The following is an 18,539-nucleotide window of genomic DNA, read 5'->3' on the forward strand; positions in this document are numbered from 1 at the left end:
ATCAAAGATCGGATTGAACCGCGAAGACGCAAAGGACGCGAAGAAATAAAGGTTTCAGAGGGTTTGAAGCTGCGATTAAGATCTTGCTTTGATTTTACAGGAATATTCAGCAATTCCGGCGCGAATCAAAAATCTGAATTGAATAATAAAACTTATGTCCAACGGTTACTACGGCCCATACCAAAGCCGACTATTAAATTTTATATCTAAACAATCCCGCCAAGTTGCCGACAATTGCGATCGAACTTGGCGTCAAATTAAAGAAGCAACTCTCACCGCCACGCAAATTCTGCTTTATCCAGCTTATTTGCTGGTGCAAAGTTCCCGAATGCTGGGCAGACAGTTGCGGGAATCAAGCCAAAAAGTAGATTTACCGGAACTGCAAGAATTTAGCGGCGACGAAAACCCCGATTTGCAACAAAATTGGTATCAGGGGGAAATTGCCGAGGAAAGTTCGATCGCCGAAATTTTGCACCTCGCCGAAAATTTACTAAACTCGTCGCAAACAGCGAAAACTTTAGCCAGCTTCCCGCTGTTAATTAATCAGGGAAATACTGCTAACGATTTACATCCGGCTATCAATTTGAGCGGACAAATCGCCAAGCATCAAACCACTTCCGTCTTAGAACACCCGCTTGCTAAAACTGAATTAAAACCGCAACCGAAAGTTGAGGGAATTGCCAGTTTTATCCCGGCCCGCACTTTAGTATTGGTCGGAAAAGAAAATCAGATATTAGATATTTTGACACCCGAACAGCAGGAAATGCTCGAAGGTCGCATAACTTGGGAAATTGCCAACACCGGACCCGAACGGCGGGAAATTACCCAAAAAGAATTAAAATTTAATCTCGGTTTGGAGTCGGCGGCCAAAAAAGCGCAGTTGCCACCGGTGCGTCGTTTTTGGGAATTGATGGCATGGCTTCAGACGAGCCCGGTTGCTTTGAAAAGAAATCAGTTTGGAGAATCAATCCTCGCAGTTAAAAAATCGATCGACCGCAATTCAATTCTAGTCCAAAAAGCCCGCGCGCAGATTGAAGCAAAAACCGCACAGCAGTCAATTGCGGCATCGAATTCGATCGACTACAATACCCCAAAACTAGAAACTGATTTTAACAGCAAGTTCGATCGACCCCCTACTCCTCTCTCCTTTGTTACATTACTCGATCGCGCCGCCGTCAACATCGAAGAATTAACCCTACCGCCAGCGGCAAAAACAATCGCCGCACCCACAGAAGCCCCCGGAGTAAAAATTAATACATCCGGTACAGACGCCAATTTAGATTTGTCCGCCCGCGAAATCCTCGAAAAATACGCTCGAAACATCGAAGGAATTATTTGGTCGTCAGTAGACCACCTCCTCGGCAAAGAAACAGCAGCAAGTGATAATACGGAAAAAGCGGTTGCTATTCAGTATTCTTTGAAACAGCGACAAGAACAAGAAAACACGCAAAAAAGCCCAGAGGTCGATAGACCCTGGCTGAACTGGCAAGACTTATTCGGGGAAGCAGCACCGCAGCATTTAATCGAGGGCAGTTCCGAACCCGAGGCAGCAGCTCAAAGCCGGGTAGCACAAGCTATCCCAAAAGTCAAGCAGGAAATTGCAGAAGAAGGAGAATTGCCAGAAGGTCGATCGACCGCAGTCTCAATCTCCCCTTACCCCGAAGCACTTCACCGCCTGCTAGGGCAGCTAAAACAGAGCTTGCTGACAAAAAGCCCAAAAAGTCAACCCCAAACAGCATCTGATTTAGCAGTTACTCAAAAAAATAGCTCTGCACTCGCAGCAGAATCAACCCCAGGGCGCGCGCCGGAAACCCAAGTGCCAAAAAACACAAACCCGAACACCCGACAAAACAGCCAATCCCCAGCAGCAATCACCGCGCAAACCAGCAGATACACCGCCGCAACCCCCGCTGCTGCCGAACCAAAAAATCAGAGCGCAGGCGTCCCACCCGAGGGCGACTACTTAGAAACAAAAGCAGAATCGATGGGATACATTAAGCACCCGCTAGAACAAGTGCTCGAATGGCTCGATCGAGTCATGCTGCGACTAGAAAACATCGCGGAGCAACTCTGGAATTGGGCAAAGATCAACTTGCCAAAAATCCTCAAAAGCAAAGAGAAAATTGACTAATCTTTAGCTTATGATAAAAAAGTTGCCGCAACAGCAGCAAATCAGCTCAGTATTATGCCATCTTTGGAGACTCCCACAGTGCTAACCCTCAAAATCGTAGTTAATGTAGTTGTTTTATTTTTTGTTTCCCTGTTCATCTTTGGATTTTTGTCCAATGACCCAGCCCGGAACCCCAACCGCAGAGACATGGAATAAACAAGTTATCTCTGCCGCTTGCTGGGGGACACGCCACCGCAGCCCCCCAGCAAGCCCGCAAACCCGCAAAAATTAGTCGAAAAAAACTTGACCTCGCACCAGCAGCGAGGTTATCTTGTGGCGGAAGCAAGTTCTGAAAGCAGCCCTATTCCGGCGCGCCAAAGCCACGGGGAATTTTAGATATCAGATTAATGTCTAAACAGTTGCCTTTTAGATGCAAAATTTTCAATAAATTGCATCCTATAAAATCTAAAATCTAAAATCTAAAATCGGATGACTTACCTGTTGTAACTATGCCCTATCCGGTACCGCCGCCAGAACCCTCTGCCATCATCTACATCGCAAAGCCAAAAAAAGTCGCCCTCACTGTGGCGGTCGGCGATGGAGACACCCGCAGCAACCCCGCAGAAATACCGGAACCAAGCCCAGATATCGTTCAGCCAGAACCCACACCAGCCCCTGCAGAACCCGCAGCCACACTCCTCGGCACTACCCCAGCCACCGACCAGCCTCCAGAAATCGCCGACCCCCTAGCGGAAGTGGAACGCGGCGAGGCAGTGGTGGGATTTCAGCGTCGGCCTCCTGTGGGAGAACCCAAAACTGCGGAAACTCCGAAAGATTCCTCGTTTACAGCTTACCAGTTGGGTTCGGTAGAAAATGCCATTGCCATTCGCAATCGGAAACGAACCGCAGAGACACAGAAACAACAGGAGAGGAATCTTGCCGGAAAGCAGGAAAGTTGGTATCAGGCCCAAGGCAGGCAGTTAGAAGATAACTCTCCCGAACCTGCTGAAATTCCCGTTCCAGAACCCGCGCCAGAACCAGCACCCAGCGGGCAACAGCAGTTCGACATTCCAACTCCGGGTACTACTCCCGCACGGCCGCAGCCGCAGCCTAAACCAGCGGCGCCGCCGGGAGTCCGCACTGCGCCTTCTCAGCGGACGGTGCCGTTTCCGGTGAGTCCGGCCGATACTATCGAAGTTAAGGCCGACCGCCAAGAATTCGACGACAAGCAGCAAATTGTCACGGCGGTTGGTAATGTCGTTGTGCGGTTCCGGCAAACGGTGATTGATGCCGATCGGGCGATCGTCAACTTAGTCACCCGCCAAGTGGTAGCATCCGGCAATGTCGCCTATACCCGCGGCCAACAAGTAGTACGCGGCCAGCAGATGGAGTTCAATCTCGGCCTCAACAGCGGCGCAGTCGAACAAGCCAGCGGCGAAATATTCCTGCCCGCAGCAGGTAGCGAATTGACCCCCACACTGCCGACAGATATTAGTGCTGGGACGATTCTGGAACAGCCGCTGAGCGATCGAATTACCAGCCAGCAGCCCGTGCGCGGAGTCAAATCCCCCGGCGCTGCTACAGTGACTATCGGCGGCGGCGGACAGTTAGCAGCCCCCCAAGTGGTCGGCGCCGTCAACCGCGTCCGCTTTGAAGCAGAACGCATCGAACTGCTGCCAGACGGCGCGAGGGTAGCAACGAACATTCGGATTACTAACGACCCGTTTTCCCCGCCGGAATTTGAATACAGGGCCCGGAGGGCGACGATTAGAAGGATTTCGCCCACGGCTGAGGAATTGGTCACAACTCAACCCCGCTTGGTGTTCGACAACCGCGTGAAAATACCCGTGTATCCCCGCAGGCAAGTGTTTGACAGCCGGCAGCAAAACGGCCCGTGTTTGACTTTTGGTTACGACGGTGGGGACAGAGGCGGTTTGTATGCCGAGTGCGGTTTGGAGGTGTTGCAAAACGGGCCGGTGCGGCTGACCCTGACGCCCCAAATTTACCTGCAGCGACTCGTGGCAGAGAACGGCGGTAATCCGTTTTCTCCCGACAGCTACGGGCTGAAAGCGAGGTTGCGCGCTAGTCTCGGCCCGCGCACCAGGCTCGACGGCTCGGCAATATTTTTGAGTTTTGAAAATTTCCCGAATTTGCCGGAAGACAGCTTTCGGGGCAATTTGCGCCTGCGGCAGTTGATCGGCACTCACTCTCTGGCAGCAGAATACAGTTATCGCGATCGGCTGTTTAACGGTTCTCTGGGCTATCAAACCGTGCAGAGCAGCCTCGGGGCAGTCCTCACTTCCCCAGTCATCCAACTCGGAGGCACTGGCATCAATCTCAGCTACCAAGCCGGGTATCAATTTATCAATGCTGACACCGATCGAGCAGACTTGCTCGAACCAGTGCGGGAAAACAACCGCGTCGATTTGGGCCGTTCCCAACTCAGCTTCGCCTTGAGCCGCGGCTTCAACCTGTGGGAGGGCGAACCGCTGCCCCGCACTCCCACCCAGGGTTTGAGGTATACGCGGACGCCGGTGGTTCCTTTCTTGCAACTGGCCTTGGGAGTCCGGGGAGTTGGCACTTATTACAGCAGCGGCGATCGACAAAATTCGATCGCCGGCAGCGTCGGCCTTCAAGGGCAGTTCGGTCATTTCTCCCGCCCTTTCCTCGATTACACTGGGTTTAACGTGACTTATACCCAGGTGGGGCGGGACGGTATATCTCCGTTTTTATTCGATCGCTTAGTAGATTTGAGAGTCCTGTCTTTTGGACTTGTCCAGCAAGTTTACGGAGGGTTTCGAGTCGGATTTCAAAGTGCTATTAATTTAGAAAGCGGGGAAGCAATCAGTACGAATTACACTGTAGAATACAGCCGTCGCAGCTACGCAATTATTTTGCGTTTTAATCCTGAGCGTCAAGTCGGCAGCCTGACTTTTAGAATTAGCGACTTCAACTGGAATGGGACTCCCCAACCTTTTTCCGGGGACGCGCGAACTGTAGAAGGAGGCGTGCGTTTATCCGATTAATTCAATTGGGTAATCGGTAATGGGTTATTGGTAATGGATAATGGATAATGGGTAATTGGTAATGGATAATTGGGAATTCTTCCTTACTATTCGTTACATTCGTTACATCCGTTACATCCGTTGCCGAACTTCTTCCCTCAACATCCATCCGTTAAATCAGTTAACTCCCGATTCACTGCGCGTTGCCGAACTTCCTTCTTCCTTCAAAATCCCAATTCCCAAGTTCCCATGACAGAAGTGACCGCAATATCTGCACAAGCAGCGGCTCTGCTGGTTCACTACGGTTTTGACCTAGGTGGCAAAAAAGCCGAGAAATTGGCGGGTGAATGGCTGACCAAGTATCCCGGCTATTGGCTGCGTTTAGCAGTGGTTGAAGCGCTTTATCAAGGGCGCTACAAGGCTGTTTCTGTGGGACAGCTATTGAGTATGTGGCATCGGATAGGTCAACCTCTCTATCATTTCAATCGCGAGTTTGAACGCTTGGTCTGCAATAATTTTCCTCAAAGTTTAACCGGGGAAAGTGCTGCTCAAATGCCACAGGAAGATATACTTTTATCGAACCCGGAATCGGAATTTAGTGCCGCAGAGTTAGATTTTCGCGGGCCGTCAGAGGCGCAACTTGATGTGGCGCTTCATGCAGAAGTCCCGAACACAGATGCCGAGGAAACAGGAAAATTGCCTGCTGCCGACGATCGCACAAAAGAAAATACAGAATTTGTAGTATATGAAGATGTGGCTGTTACCGCCCTCGCCGATCGAGCCGAAGCTGAACACAAATTAGCGGACAAACCTGTGGCAAAATCATTCCCAGTTGTCAAACACACTGATTTTCATACCAAGTTAAAAGCGATTGCCAGAGAAGGCCGAAGAAAGAAGGGAGAAAGCAGAAATAGAGTGTAAACTTTGGGAACTAGATAGTTATTTGTCACTTTTCATTTTGGGCACTTCCTCCCATCCGAATTTCCGAACAAAAAGAGGCTTGTTCGGTACCGTTAGCTTGCTTAACAACGCTAGTCCGCAGCCGCAAATTGGGCATTAGATACCACAGCCTTTCTTCGGCATGGAGAGTGTCTGATTCTGTAATCAATGTCAGCACGTCGTCGCCCATCACGTAGCGGCTGTTACCCTTGTCTTGCAACACTTTGCCTTCGCTGGGATTGTCGGGATTTGGTACGATCGCTAGTATTGTAGAACCGATTTGTTTAGCTTTGTCGCGATCGGGAATACCGTCCCAAGTAATCCGAACGCTGGTTAGCCCAGTTGAGGCCGGGTTAATGGAGTGTGCTTGGCAAAGTTTGACGACTGCTGCATCGCTAGCTGTCAGTATTTCTATTTTGAGGTCGGATTTACCTGCCTGCAATTTCCCAGAATTGAGATTGTGTACGGTGCGCTGGGAAAACCATTTGCCTGCACTTAACTCGAAAAACTCGATAACATCCATGAAATTTGTCTCTAAAGTCAATACTGCCTTATTTGCGATCGTAACTTGCGCGCTATGGAGTCAGAAACCCGGTTTCTTCCTACCTACCTAGCGGTCAAACCAATGATTTTGTTGAGAAACCCGGTTTAACAGTGCAAGTTCTATTCTATATTTTAGAGGAAGGGGGCGCGCCTGCAAAGCTTTCTGAGAGCTTTAGGTGAAACAGATTGCAGATATGGTTGAGGTACGAAACCCAACCAGGGCGACATCTGCCTCGCTGATGCGGCCCCATTGACAGAAAATTAGAGCATCCAGAATCGTGTTTCTTTAAAAAAGCCTTGTTCCCACATCAAATAGGATTGCGATACCTGAAAATTTTTAGCTTGAGTTTGTTTATCGCTCGACAATCATCGCCTAAAGACTGGCTATGTTAAGAAAGACAACGATATATGTCAGCTTTTGTAGATCGATCGGTTAATTGGGCGTTGCTGAGTTGAATTATCTTGGCAGCGATTGATTATAATCGCACTCCTTGAAAATTCTCAAAGCAGACTCAGACTCAAAAACCAGCAATTCATCGAACCATAACCAAACCAAGGACAGCAGACCCTAGCACATAGCATTCAAATATGTCATGCTAAGTCAAGAGAAAAGATTCTCGATCGGGTTTCCAGCAGGGTGCAGCTAGCGATCGCATACATTAAAAAAAGACATCCACAAATTCATGAGCGAGTTTACACAAGGGCTGGATAAAATGCAGCCTGCAGAACAGAGACACTATTTAGGAATCTTGCCAAGTCAGCTAGCAGCGACTTCAGACTCCGAGAAATTATACAGCTTACTAACAGATTACAATTTTATTGAAGCCAAGCTGTCAGCATCCGGAGTACAGGCGCTAATAGAAGATTACGATTTAGCAACAAGTCCCGATATAATTACCTCAGACCAAAAAGGCGACCAACTCCAATTAATCCAAGAAGCAATTCGTCTGTCTGCCCACATTCTAGCCAAAGACAAAACACAACTAGCCACCCAACTAATTGCCCGCTTGATGCGCTTTGAAAGTCCAGAAATTCAAGCACTGCTAGCAGAAGCAAAACACCAAAAAAGCCCCTGGCTGCGACCGCTAACGCCCAGCTTTACTCCTCCCGGCGGGAGATTGCTGCGCACCCTCACCGGACATACAGATTGGGTACAAGCTGTAGCAATCACCCCCGACGGCAAGCGGGCAATTTCTGCGTCCTCCGACCACGCCCTCAAAGTTTGGCACTTAGAAACAGGCGAAGAACTTTCAACCCTCGAAGGTCATCTTACCTACGTCAATGCTGTAGCTGTCACGCCCGACGGCACTAAAGTAATTTCCGGTTCTTGGGACAATACTATTAAAATTTGGGATTTAGAAACTGGACAAGAAATATTTACCTTTGCAGGCGATACTTTTGCGGTAGAAGCAGTAGCAGTAACTCCCGACGGCAAGCGAGTAATTTCTGGTTCTTGGGACGGCAGCATAAAAGTTTGGAATTTGACAACCAGGGACGTAATTTTTAACTTCAAAGGTCACAGCAGTTTTGTCCAGTCCGTAGCAGTAACTCCTGATAGCAAACGGTTGATTTCTGGGTCGGGAGACAACAGCATAAAAGTCTGGAACCTAGAAACTGGAAAAGAACTTTTTACTCTCACCGGTCATGCAGATTGGGTAAAAAGTGTAGCAGTTACTCCCGACGGCGAACAAATAATTTCCGGCAGTTACGACGGAACTGTTCAAGTCTGGAGTTTGTCAGAAAGAAAACAACTTTTCACTTTAGGAAAACACGCCAGTTTCGTTCAAGCTGTGGCAGTCACTCCCGACGGCAAACGAGTAATTTCAGCTTCCGGCGACAAAACGCTCAAAGTTTGGAATCTGGAAACAAAACAAGAACTTTTCACTTTTACCAATCACATCGCGCCAGTGAATGCTGTGGCTGTTACCCCCGACGGCCAGCGGATAGTTTCTGGTTCCTCTGACAAAACTCTCAAAGTTTGGCACTTAGAAATAGGCAAAGAAAATTTATCATTTGCAGGTCACAATGACTGGGTAAATGCTGTAGCAGTGACGGCGGACGGTACTAAAGCGATTTCCGGTTCAGGAGACAACAGCATTAAAGTCTGGGACCTCAAAGACGGACAGGAAATTTTTACTATTCCCGGTCATAAAGATTGGGTAAAAGCGATCGCCATAACGGCGGATAGCAAGCGAGTAGTTTCGGGTTCCGGGGACAAAACTGTGAAAGTTTGGAATCTAGAAACCGGACACGAAATCTTTACTTTCACGGGGCATACGGACTGGGTAAATTCTGTGGCCGTGACGGCAGACGGAACGATGGCGATTTCCGGTTCTGGAGACACAACTATTAAAGTTTGGAGTTTAGACACAGGAGAGGAACTTTTTACTTTATCAGGTCATGAGGACGGGATAAAAGCTGTGGCAGTTACTCCCGACAGCAAGCGGATTATTTCGGCTTCCGGCGACAAAACTCTGAAAGTTTGGAGTTTGGGGAAAGAAAAGAATATTTTGGCAAATGTCTGGAATTTAGCCGTCAAACATCTACTTTTTACCCTCAAAGGTCATGAGAGTTTCGTGAATGCTGTGGCAGTTACCACCGATGGCAAATGGGCGATTTCGGGCGGGCGAGAAAACAATCTTAAAGTTTGGGATTTGTCAAGTAGAAAAGAAGTTTTTACTTTGGTAGGTCATGACGATTCGATAACATCTGTAGCGAGTGTGGGAAATAGGGCGATTTCTGTTTCGGATGACAATACTCTCAAAGTTTGGGATTTGTTAAGTCGAAAAGTAGTTGCTAGTTTCAGGGGAGATAGTGCTTTGAAAGCTTGTGCTATTGCACCGGATGGAGTGACAATTGTGGCGGCGGAAGCTTCAGGACAGGTGCATTTTTTGAGGTTAGAAGAGGGGCAAAAATAACCTACGTGTAGGGACACGGCATTGCCGCGTCCTTACAAATATAATGTGAAATTAACGGGGTTTGATATTAATTATGAGAATGCGCAGTCCGCACCTTACTTAATGGAGCCCGATCGCTCTTTCCCCCTGTCTAGTTTACAATTGTTCCGGGTCAATGCCCATCGATCGCAGTCTTTCTGCCAGGACAGCAGCCCGCTGTTCGGCTTGTTCTGCCCGCTGTTCGGCTTGTTCTAAGCTGCGAGAAACCTCCTCATAACTTGTAAACGGTTCGCCGTCAGGGCGATAAATTTGCAACTCTTCACCCGACAAATCAAAGCGAATTCCGAGTCGGGGACTGACCCAATTTTCGATCGCATCAATTACGTCAAAACGCCCCTGTGAACGAATCCAACCGCTGAAATCGTTGCGTTCCGGGTCGTACAGGTAATATTCCTCTACCCCGTGGCGATCGTAAAATACCTGTTTTTTATTCATTTCTGTTAGCCTGTTATCGGCAGAAAGAATTTCAAACATTACTTGCGGCGCGATATTTTCTTCTTCCCACTGCTTGTAAGAACCCCTATCTCCTTGCGGTCTGCCGAAGACTACCATCACATCCGGGCCGACGCGAATCTTGTTATCTCCTTCGACGGGATACCACAGCAAATCGCCCGCGACAAATACATTCGGGTCATCCGCAAATAGCCACGCTAAATTTTGTTGGATGATGAGTATCCAGCGAAATTGTTTGGTATTGTCAGACATTGGTTGGCCGTCGCTGTCGGGGTAAATAACATCAGGTTTTTGAGGAGACTTGAGTTGAGTTACCATAACTGTTGCCCGGCGTGAATAACTGTTGAATTTAATTTTAGCTTGTGGGAAGGGTGAGAAGTGCGATGCCCTGCGGGATAGCTACGCCGCGCTTACTTTCTCAATACAATAACCTATTCATCTTTCTCTCTCATCTCTTCCTCTGCGCCCTCTGCGGTTAATTAAAAAACATCTCACTCAGCATCGAAAATAGGGCGGACACCGCCCGCCCTACAAAACTACTTCCTCAGCAACTTAACCCCGCGAATCGAATAATCCAAAAGCTCAATTGGGTGCATCAAAGTAACTTCCTTTCCCTGCAACTCCAAATGCTTCTTAATTTGCAAAGAACAACCCGGATTAGAAGAAGCAATCAACTCCGCACCAGTATTCAGCAAATTCTCCACCTTTTGCACTCCCAATTCATCAGCAACCTCCGGCTGAAGCATATTGTAAACCCCCGCACTCCCACAGCACAAAGCCGCATCCACAGGCTCTTTTAACTTCACCCCGGGAATTTGTTGCAGCAACTGACGCGGCTGCAAACTAATCTTTTGCCCGTGCAACAAATGACAAGCATCCTGATACACAATTGTCAAATCTCCCTCAATCAAAGGATTGAGTTTTGCCGTAATTCCCGCACTTGCCAAAAACTCTTGCACGTCCTTAACATTAGCAGCAAATTTCTCAGCTTTCTCCCGATAATCCGGGTCATCTGCTAAAATGTGACCGTATTCTTTCAAAGTGTGGCCGCACCCAGCAGCGTTGATAATCACCACATCAACGCCAGTATTTTCAAAGCTATCAATCATTTGTCTCGCCAAAGATTTCGCCTGTTCCGCTTGCCCTTGGTGTTCCGGCAAAGCAGCACAGCATCCCTGACTTTTCGGAATTACAACCTCGCAACCGTTAGCCGTCAAAACTCGCACCGTAGCTTCATTAACTGGCGAAAATAACAGCCGCTGCACGCAGCCTAAAATCACGCCGACTCGATAGCGTTTTTCGCCTTGTGCCGGAATTACCTCTGGCAAATTATCCCGGAAAGAATCAACAGTTACCTTCGGCAAAATTGATTCCATCGCGGCCAAGCGGGGAAATACTTTTTTCAGCAAACCTGTTTTGCGGACAAGTTTTGGCAGTCCTAATTTTTGATAAATAAACAGCGGTACAAGCAAAGGCCGCAATCTGTGAGGATAAGGGAAGAGATTAAAAATCAGAGTGCGAATTACATTATCTGAAAAAGTGCGTTCCTGATTTCTAGTAACTTGGTGGCGAGTTGCAGAAATTAATTTGTCGTATTGAACTCCAGACGGACAAGCTGTAACGCAGGCTAAACAGCCCAAACAAGTATCGAAATGCTGCGAGGTTGCTTCATTTAATGGTGCGTCGCCTTCGTTGATTGCATCCATTAAATAAATGCGGCCTCTGGGGGAATCCATTTCTTTGCCGAGTACCCGATAACTCGGACAAGTTGATAAGCAAAATCCGCAGTGCACGCAAGTATCGATTAATTTCGGGTCGGGCGGATTCTTGGGGTCGAAACCCGGGATTTCGAGGGTTTGTAAGTGGGGATTTTGTGTTAGAAAATTGCTTTCTTTGGCTGGTTTTAACTCGTCGCTGGGAACGGGAGATTTTTCTGAAGTTTGCATATAAGGAAGAAGGAAGAAGGAAGAGGGAAGAAGGAAGAAGGAAGAAGGAAGGAGGAAGAGGGAAGAAGGAAGGAGGAAGAGGGAAGAAGGAAGGAGGAAGAGGGAAGAAGGAAGAAGGAAGAAGAAAAAAAATTTAGTTATCTAGGAGAGAAGTCAGAAGCAATCGACCGCATGGATAAAGTGCAATTAAGAATGTCCTAAACGTCCCAACCAAAACTTCTCTTTTTTTCTCTTCCTTTGCGGGCTAGCGCTAACGCGCCTTCGCGGTTCGTTAAAAAACAAATTTGGTTCACCAATAATTCAGACGAGGAATAAAAAAAAACTGAAGTCCTGACTACAAACTTTAAACTAAATACCACTTATAAAACGATGGGGACTCAAAATATTTTCCGGGTCAAACTGCTGTTTAATCCGGCGCATTAAATCGATCGCACTTCCAGTATAGCCCCAAACATCTAACTGTTGCTTGATGTCGGCCGGCGCTGCTAAAACAGTCAGAAAACCGCCTTTCGCTTCGCACCCTCTGCGTACCTGCAACAGCGTTTCAGCCGTCGCATTCTCAAACCGCAAAACCCCCAAACCGCTGCCTGCATGAATCCAAGCGTCCTGTACCGGCAATTCGTTAATTGCCGTTACAGCTTCCGACGGTCTGATTCCTATTTTGCAAATAATTGCCGACTTTGTGCCAGAATTCCACATTGTTTCTGGCAATCTTTGCCATAACTGATGCTCATCATTTTCGCAGCAGCTACTGCCTTGCAAACCCAACTTTTCGCCAACTTCCAGCAAGCGGGCTGATTGTTGTTTAACGCTTTCTGCGATACTTTGAAATCTGACGATTAATCCCGTGCCCTTTCCTAAGCCTAATTTTGCGACTAATTCAGGTGACAGCAAATCAACGGCTGTTGGTGTCAAAGCAGAGGATAATAAGATTTGAGCCGTTTGAGACAAGGCATTAATTTGCCCTGTCAGCACTACGGTTCCCGAGGACTCAGGCAGCGGATAAACTCGGAAAGTTACTTGACTGATGACGCCCAAGGTGCCGTAAGCACCAGTAAACAGTTTCATCAAGTCGTAACCGGCGACATTTTTAACAACTCGACCTCCGGCTACGGCAATTTTACCGTCCGATCGCACAAAGGTTATTCCCAACAGCAAATCGCGAACCCCCCGATAGCGATGCCGCAAGGAACCCGCATCAGCAGTAGCGACAATGCCGCCCAAAGTTGCCTGTTGCGGATACGCCGGATCGATCGGCAAAAATTGACCTGCTGCGGCTAAAATTTGCTGCAAATCGGCAAACTTCATCCCCGCTTCCGCAGTCACGGTTAAATCGCCCACAGCGTGTTCTACAAGCCGATTGAGGCGCGAAGTGCTGACGGCAATATTAACTCCCTTAACTAAACCGCCCCAATCAAGTTTGCTGCCACTGCCACAAGGCAAGACTGCACAGCGATTTTGCCCAGCCCAAGCAATGACAGCCGCCAGTTCTTCCTGAGTATTCGGGTAAACGGTACAATCTATTTTCGTGCCCGGGGCAACTGCTTTTTCTACCCGTTCTTGCCAAAATACCTCTGTGTACTGCGGCAGACTGATTCCAGCAGTGCCGACAATACTTTCTAATTCTTGTGTGCTAACGTAATTTTCGGTAGAAAAAGATTTCATGAAGGTTATCAGACGCCCGGTAAAAAAAATCATCAAAACACTGCGTAAAACCATTAAATATTAATACGGGCCCGATATTCAAAACATGAAAAAACAAATGTCTCAAAACCGACTTTCTCTGGGAATTACCGGTCTCAACGAAGTGATTGGCGGCGGCCTGATTCCTCAACGCTCTTATCTGGTGCGCGGCGGGCCGGGTACTGGCAAGACTACACTTGGCTTTCACTTTTTGGCAGCAGGTGTGGCTCTGGGAGAAACGCCCCTGTTTATTACTTTAGGAGAACCGGAAGCGCAATTGCGCGCCAATGCCGCAACTCTCGGTTTTGATATGGAAGCGATGGCGTTCCTCGATTTGAGCCCATCCTCAGAATTTTTTACAGAAGTTCAGACTTATGACATTTTCTCCCCCTCCGAGGTTGAGCGAGAACCGACTACACAAAAGATTATCGAGCGAGTCGAAGCTGTCAAGCCGCAACGGGTGTTTTTGGACGCGATCACTCAATTTCGCTACTTAGCTGCGGATGAGTTTCAGTTTCGCAAGCAAGTTCTGTCTTTTCTGCGGTTTTTGGTGGAAGGGGGGGCGACGGTGGTGTTCACCTCCGAAGGCACATCAACAGCTCCCGATGACGATTTGCAATTCATCAGCGACGGAGTAATTTATTTGGAACTGCGCCCTGAAGGACGCACCCTGACTGTCACCAAGCTGCGAGGCTCCAACTTCCGCAGCGGCCGCCATTCGCTGCGCCTAACTGAGGCTGGTATGGAGGTATTTCCGCGACTGCTTCCGGACAACTTTCAACAGGATTTTGTTGCTGAAGCGATTTCTGCTGGGGTTCCAGAAATCGACGAACTACTGCACGGGGGAGTGGAACGGGGGACTGTGACGGTGATTAGCGGGCCTAGCGGCGTGGGTAAAACGACGGTGGGGATTCAGTTTATGAAGGAAGCCGCAGGAAGGGGGGAGCGATCGGTAGTTTACATTTTTGAGGAGTCAACTTCTACTCTGCTGCAGCGCTGCGAATCAATTAACATCCCGGTTGGGGCGATGATTGGGCAAGGAAGTCTTTCCGTGATACCTGTGGAACCTTTGCTGTACTCGCCGGATCAGTTTGCCTGTATGGTACGCCAGGAGGTGGAGCAGGAAAAGACGCGGATTGTGATGATTGACAGTATTTCTGGCTATCAGCTTTCGATGCAGGGGCAAGATTTGGTGAACAATTTGCACGCTTTGTGCAAGTATCTCAAGAATATGGGAGTCACCGTTATCTTGATTAATGAGGTAGAAGTCCTGAGCGGAGATTTTCGGCTGACCGAGATCGGGATTAGCTATTTGGCGGATAATCTTCTGTTTATACGTTATCTGGAACGCCAACTGCATAATAGGACAGAAATCCGCAAGGCGATCGGAGTAATTAAAAAACGAGTCAGCAATTTCGAGAGAACTTTGCGAGAAATCGAGATTACTCGCTACGGCATCAAAGTCAGCAAACCGATACGGGGGCTGCGCGGCATTTTGAGTTCGGCGCCGGTGTGGATTGAGGATGAACCGGATGAAGATTGAATCGGGGCTTGTCGTGCTGTTTTTGGGCAATTGGAGCTAATTTTGCAGTCGTGAATCAAATTAGTAGGGTGCGCACCGCGCACCTCACCACTAGCCTCTGTCCTGCAAAACTTAAATATATTGGTAAATTTGTGTATTTTTCGACTTTTATCGTAGTGTAGTTTTCAATTCTATGAAATACAGTAGGGGCAAAGGGCACGCGGCCGTGTTTTTTACCCCTACTGTATTTCACTCAACTGAGAACCGATGTAATCCCTCGCCGAAAAGTAAGCTAATACCAGATAAAAAAAACTCCAACTTTATGCACGATCCCAACCCATATATAATCCGTCATTTCCTATTCTTCAATTCTTTAATCTAAAATCTAAAATAGTAGAAGCCGTATTGAAAGGAAGCTGATAGATGACTGAAAACTCAATAATTTTAGCGGTTGACCGCAATCACCGAAACTTGGAACTATTAGCAAAATTTCTCAATAAAGAAGGATACCAGATGATTGCAGCTTATAGTTTTGAAGAGGTTGTACAAGCTATCAGTCAGCCTGCTAGGATCGGAATGGCTTTAGTAGATATTTCTGGTTTCGACCGCCGGATTTGGGACTGCTGCGAACACCTGCGAAATCACCAAATCCCTTTTCTGATACTCTCGCCCAAACAAAGCGCTGCCATTCAGCACGAAAGCCTCTGCCACGGTGCTCGGAATATGTTAGTAAAACCTTTGATCGTTAGAGATTTGCTGGGAATTGTTCACGGCTTGCTAGGAGAACTTGCGTGAGTCAAATTTTATTGCTTGTCGAACAGAAAGAAAATCGCCGCCTGTTATTAGAATGGCTAGCTGTTTACTATGAGGTATTGCTGCCAAAATCAACAGAAAATAGTGAAGATTTTTTACCATTTAATCAATCTTTTGACCTGGCGATAATTGACGGTCTTGCCCTGAAACACCACTGGCAATGGGTGGCCGCCCAAAAACAGGCAGAACACCCGGTATGCTTGCCTTTTCTTTTGATTACATCCCGCTCGGATGTAGGGATGGCAACGCAATTTATTTGGCAAAGTATTGACGATTTGATTATCGCTCCGATCGAGAAAATAGAATTGCAAGCGCGGGTGGAGATTTTGCTGCGATCGCGCCAGTTGTCGTTAACTCTCAAATTGTCTCACGACCAGCTCGATCGCACTCTGCAAACAGCCCAAGAGCTCAACGAGATGAAAACATCTTTGCTGTACATGATTGCCCATGACGTTCGCAATCCTTTGAATTTCATCATCGGCACTACACAACTTCTTAGCAAGTACAAGTTGACATTAACAGAGGAGAAAACACAAGAACTGTTAGACAAAACTCAAGCAGCCGCCAAAGGTATCGATCAATTATTAGACGATGTTCTGCTGCTCGGCCGTGTTGAGTCAGGACAAGCCGGGTTTTGCTTGGTACCGCTAGACTTAGCAAAGTTTTGTAATGAGTTGGTAGTGGAATTTCAGAGCAGCCTGAAGTTGAAACCTCAAACCGATCCGGTGACGCTGATTTTTGTGAATCACAGTCAATCGGCGATCGCGTGTTTGGAGGTAAGCTTGCTCCGGCGCATTCTGGGCAATTTGCTGTCAAATGCTATTAAGTATTCTCCCCCAAATACCGAAGTAATTTTTGAATTCAAACTTACTGAAACTGAGGCTATTTTTTCGATCCAGGATGCAGGAATTGGCATACCTGTTGCAGACCAAGAACGGCTGTTTGATTCATTTTATCGGGCTAAAAATGTCGGTCGCATTCCCGGTACTGGACTGGGGCTGAGCATTGTTAAAAAATGCGTTGACTTGCACGGTGGCGAAATTACTTTGAGCAGTGAAGAAGGCGTCGGCAGTAAATTTACAGTAACGCTGCCGATCGCAAAAATTGAACAAGATCAACTCTCGCCTGCAACGCCTTAAACTAGATGCAGGCATTTTATTGGGATTGCAAGACGGGATTTTTCGCAGGGATGATGAATGGCTGGTTGCTCATTTTTATTACAACATCGATGGAACGCTTTTGATGGTTTTTTCGCGGGCAATTGCAGCGGAAATTTATCATGCTCGATCGCACCGCTGGCGAAAAATTCACACTGTTTTAAACTGCATCGCGCTGCTGCTATTTCTCTGTCAAAGAGTAACGGCTTCTCGCTATTTGTTGGAAATTCGTTTAAGCTGGAAAAAATAACTCATTTATCACTGCGATTTCAAAATTTAAACTTGTCGGAAACAGCCCCAAAATACAGTAAAATACTTTCTTTTATGTTCGTTATTACTTTTTTATACTGACTAATTCAAAGTTCTAAAGGAGCAATAGCGTTAAAGAAATTTTCTAGGATAAATCGCAGCAAAGATTGAGTTGCTAATATTAAACCCAATCGAGCTTGGGCGAGTTTGGGCTGTTCTATTTTAACTTCTCCCCAAATTCGGCACTGGCTGTAAAAAATCTGAAATGCTTCGCTCAAACTATTGGCTAATTTGAAATAATTGACAGGTTGTTCGCGGTTTTTCACCTCAAAAGTAGGATATAAATTGTCTAGCACTGTTAAGAGTTGGGATATTAAACGGCGTTCTGCTGGATGCACTAACCGCAGTCGATCGCCCTCGTCAATCCAAGGGATAGGATTTGGACTCGCCAGGAACCAAATTGGCGGCGCTGTAGCCACATCTGGCTGCGCGATCGAAATTATCCGATCGCGGTGGGCCATTCGCAGCAGGGAACAGCAGCGCGCGTGGCTGTACTGAATCGGAAACAGCCGATCGGCTGACACAACAGGAGATAATATTCGAGATTCTGGAACTGGGAGGTTCGTTTGAGCTAAACGCTGCAACCAGACGGCTAAACCTGCATCAGTCAACTCCAGCTCAATAATTCCCGCCGGCGCTACTTTAACGGCGAAATCTGGGTAGCACAGCGGTTGGAGAGTTTCTGCCAACTGTGTCGCGATTGTCTGCGGTGTCTGCTGCCAAGTTTTAGCCAATTTCAGGGCGATCGCAGACACGTACAGCACCCGCGCGCTATCTTTACTCCGATTTAACGGAAATATTGCACCATTCTCAATTATTTGTTTAGGAACAGGCAAGATGCCTGTGAAGCGAGAGAATTCATCTCTTGTGGAACGGGCATCTTGCCCGTTCTTGAGAATGGTGCCACCTATGAAATTTAACGGAATTTCCCCTAGTGTCCCCTGCTGGCCGATCGCGCTTTGGAACCTTGAAAGCAAGAAACACTTCACTGTAACTTCCGGGCACTGCGAGATATTTGCTGTATCCATATCGGCTCATCCTGCGGTAAGAGCAACGATCGACTGTTACCACTTGCACTGTTCTTGTACGTTAAACTGCTGAT

At 47.5% G+C, this 18,539-nt stretch carries 16 protein-coding genes; 11 read left to right on the forward strand and 5 right to left on the reverse strand.

The features are described from left to right. Positions 1-154: 154 nt before the first annotated feature. The 5 genes from E5S67_RS01490 to E5S67_RS01510 all read left to right on the forward strand — a co-directional run bounded on the left by E5S67_RS01490 (position 155) and on the right by E5S67_RS01510 (position 6,036). Entirely contained in the window at positions 155-2,131 is a 1,977-nt protein-coding gene (locus E5S67_RS01490) for a hypothetical protein (protein WP_172184782.1), read from the forward strand. A 78-nt stretch (positions 2,132-2,209) separates the two neighbouring features. Continuing rightward, positions 2,210-2,326, forward strand: a complete 117-nt coding sequence (locus E5S67_RS01495; protein WP_039887172.1) for a photosystem II reaction center protein I — start codon at positions 2,210-2,212, stop codon at positions 2,324-2,326. Between the two features lie 293 nt (positions 2,327-2,619). Further along, positions 2,620-5,136 carry a DUF3769 domain-containing protein gene (locus E5S67_RS01500; protein WP_172184784.1) on the forward strand — a complete coding sequence of 839 codons (2,517 nt, stop codon included), beginning with the start codon at positions 2,620-2,622 and terminating at the stop codon, positions 5,134-5,136. 61 nt (positions 5,137-5,197) lie between these two features. Continuing rightward, positions 5,198-5,368 carry a hypothetical protein gene (locus E5S67_RS01505; RefSeq protein WP_172184786.1) on the forward strand — a complete coding sequence of 57 codons (171 nt, stop codon included), beginning with the start codon at positions 5,198-5,200 and terminating at the stop codon, positions 5,366-5,368. Continuing rightward, complete coding sequence (locus E5S67_RS01510) at positions 5,365-6,036, forward strand: hypothetical protein (protein ID WP_172184788.1); 672 nt, start codon at positions 5,365-5,367, stop codon at positions 6,034-6,036. The genes E5S67_RS01505 and E5S67_RS01510 overlap by 4 nt, the downstream gene beginning before the upstream one ends. Positions 6,037-6,061: 25 nt before the next feature. Here E5S67_RS01510 and E5S67_RS01515 read toward each other — a convergent pair whose 3' ends face one another. Continuing rightward, a complete protein-coding gene (locus tag E5S67_RS01515; RefSeq protein ID WP_172184790.1) occupies positions 6,062-6,577 on the reverse strand; it encodes a phycobiliprotein lyase in 516 nt (171 codons plus the stop codon). Between the two features lie 703 nt (positions 6,578-7,280). On the opposite strand from E5S67_RS01515, the gene E5S67_RS01520 reads away from it, so the two are divergent. After that, positions 7,281-9,515 carry a WD40 repeat domain-containing protein gene (locus E5S67_RS01520; protein WP_172184792.1) on the forward strand — a complete coding sequence of 745 codons (2,235 nt, stop codon included), beginning with the start codon at positions 7,281-7,283 and terminating at the stop codon, positions 9,513-9,515. A 135-nt stretch (positions 9,516-9,650) separates the two neighbouring features. On the opposite strand, the gene E5S67_RS01525 is transcribed toward E5S67_RS01520, so the two are convergent. Continuing rightward, the gene (locus E5S67_RS01525; protein WP_172184794.1) at positions 9,651-10,325 is read right to left on the reverse strand and encodes a Uma2 family endonuclease; all 675 of its coding nucleotides are present in this window, start codon (positions 10,323-10,325) and stop codon (positions 9,651-9,653) included. A gap of 218 nt (positions 10,326-10,543) precedes the next feature. Then, entirely contained in the window at positions 10,544-11,953 is a 1,410-nt protein-coding gene (locus tag E5S67_RS01530; protein WP_172184796.1) for a (Fe-S)-binding protein, read from the reverse strand. On the opposite strand from E5S67_RS01530, the gene E5S67_RS01535 reads away from it, so the two are divergent. After that, a complete protein-coding gene (locus E5S67_RS01535) occupies positions 11,948-12,154 on the forward strand; it encodes a hypothetical protein (RefSeq protein WP_172184798.1) in 207 nt (68 codons plus the stop codon). The two genes, E5S67_RS01530 and E5S67_RS01535, sit on opposite strands and share 6 nt — an antisense overlap. 147 nt (positions 12,155-12,301) lie before the next feature. Here E5S67_RS01535 and E5S67_RS01540 read toward each other — a convergent pair whose 3' ends face one another. Next, on the reverse strand, positions 12,302-13,618 hold the full coding sequence (locus E5S67_RS01540) for an FAD-binding oxidoreductase (protein WP_216670126.1): 1,317 nt from the start codon (positions 13,616-13,618) through the stop codon (positions 12,302-12,304). 97 nt (positions 13,619-13,715) lie between these two features. Between E5S67_RS01540 and E5S67_RS01545 the strand changes: the two genes are divergently transcribed. The 4 genes from E5S67_RS01545 (at position 13,716) to E5S67_RS01560 (ending at position 17,378) form a co-directional block, all read left to right on the forward strand. Continuing rightward, a complete protein-coding gene (locus tag E5S67_RS01545; RefSeq protein ID WP_246276575.1) occupies positions 13,716-15,179 on the forward strand; it encodes an ATPase domain-containing protein in 1,464 nt (487 codons plus the stop codon). A 402-nt stretch (positions 15,180-15,581) separates the two neighbouring features. Continuing rightward, positions 15,582-15,953, forward strand: coding sequence for a response regulator (locus E5S67_RS01550; protein ID WP_172184804.1), 372 nt, complete (start codon positions 15,582-15,584; stop codon positions 15,951-15,953). Then, on the forward strand, positions 15,950-17,110 hold the full coding sequence (locus E5S67_RS01555; RefSeq protein ID WP_172184806.1) for an ATP-binding protein: 1,161 nt from the start codon (positions 15,950-15,952) through the stop codon (positions 17,108-17,110). The genes E5S67_RS01550 and E5S67_RS01555 overlap by 4 nt, the downstream gene beginning before the upstream one ends. Beyond that, a complete protein-coding gene (locus tag E5S67_RS01560) occupies positions 17,076-17,378 on the forward strand; it encodes a DUF4079 domain-containing protein (RefSeq protein WP_172184808.1) in 303 nt (100 codons plus the stop codon). Before E5S67_RS01555 ends, E5S67_RS01560 begins: the two co-directional genes overlap by 35 nt. A 106-nt stretch (positions 17,379-17,484) precedes the next feature. Here E5S67_RS01560 and E5S67_RS01565 read toward each other — a convergent pair whose 3' ends face one another. Continuing rightward, complete coding sequence (locus tag E5S67_RS01565; protein ID WP_172184810.1) at positions 17,485-18,465, reverse strand: DALR anticodon-binding domain-containing protein; 981 nt, start codon at positions 18,463-18,465, stop codon at positions 17,485-17,487. Positions 18,466-18,539: the final 74 nt, after the last annotated feature.

Origin of the sequence: Microcoleus asticus IPMA8, from assembly GCF_013179805.1 — a bacterium.
In the GTDB taxonomy this organism is placed as follows: Bacteria; Cyanobacteriota; Cyanobacteriia; order Cyanobacteriales; family Microcoleaceae; genus Microcoleus; species Microcoleus asticus.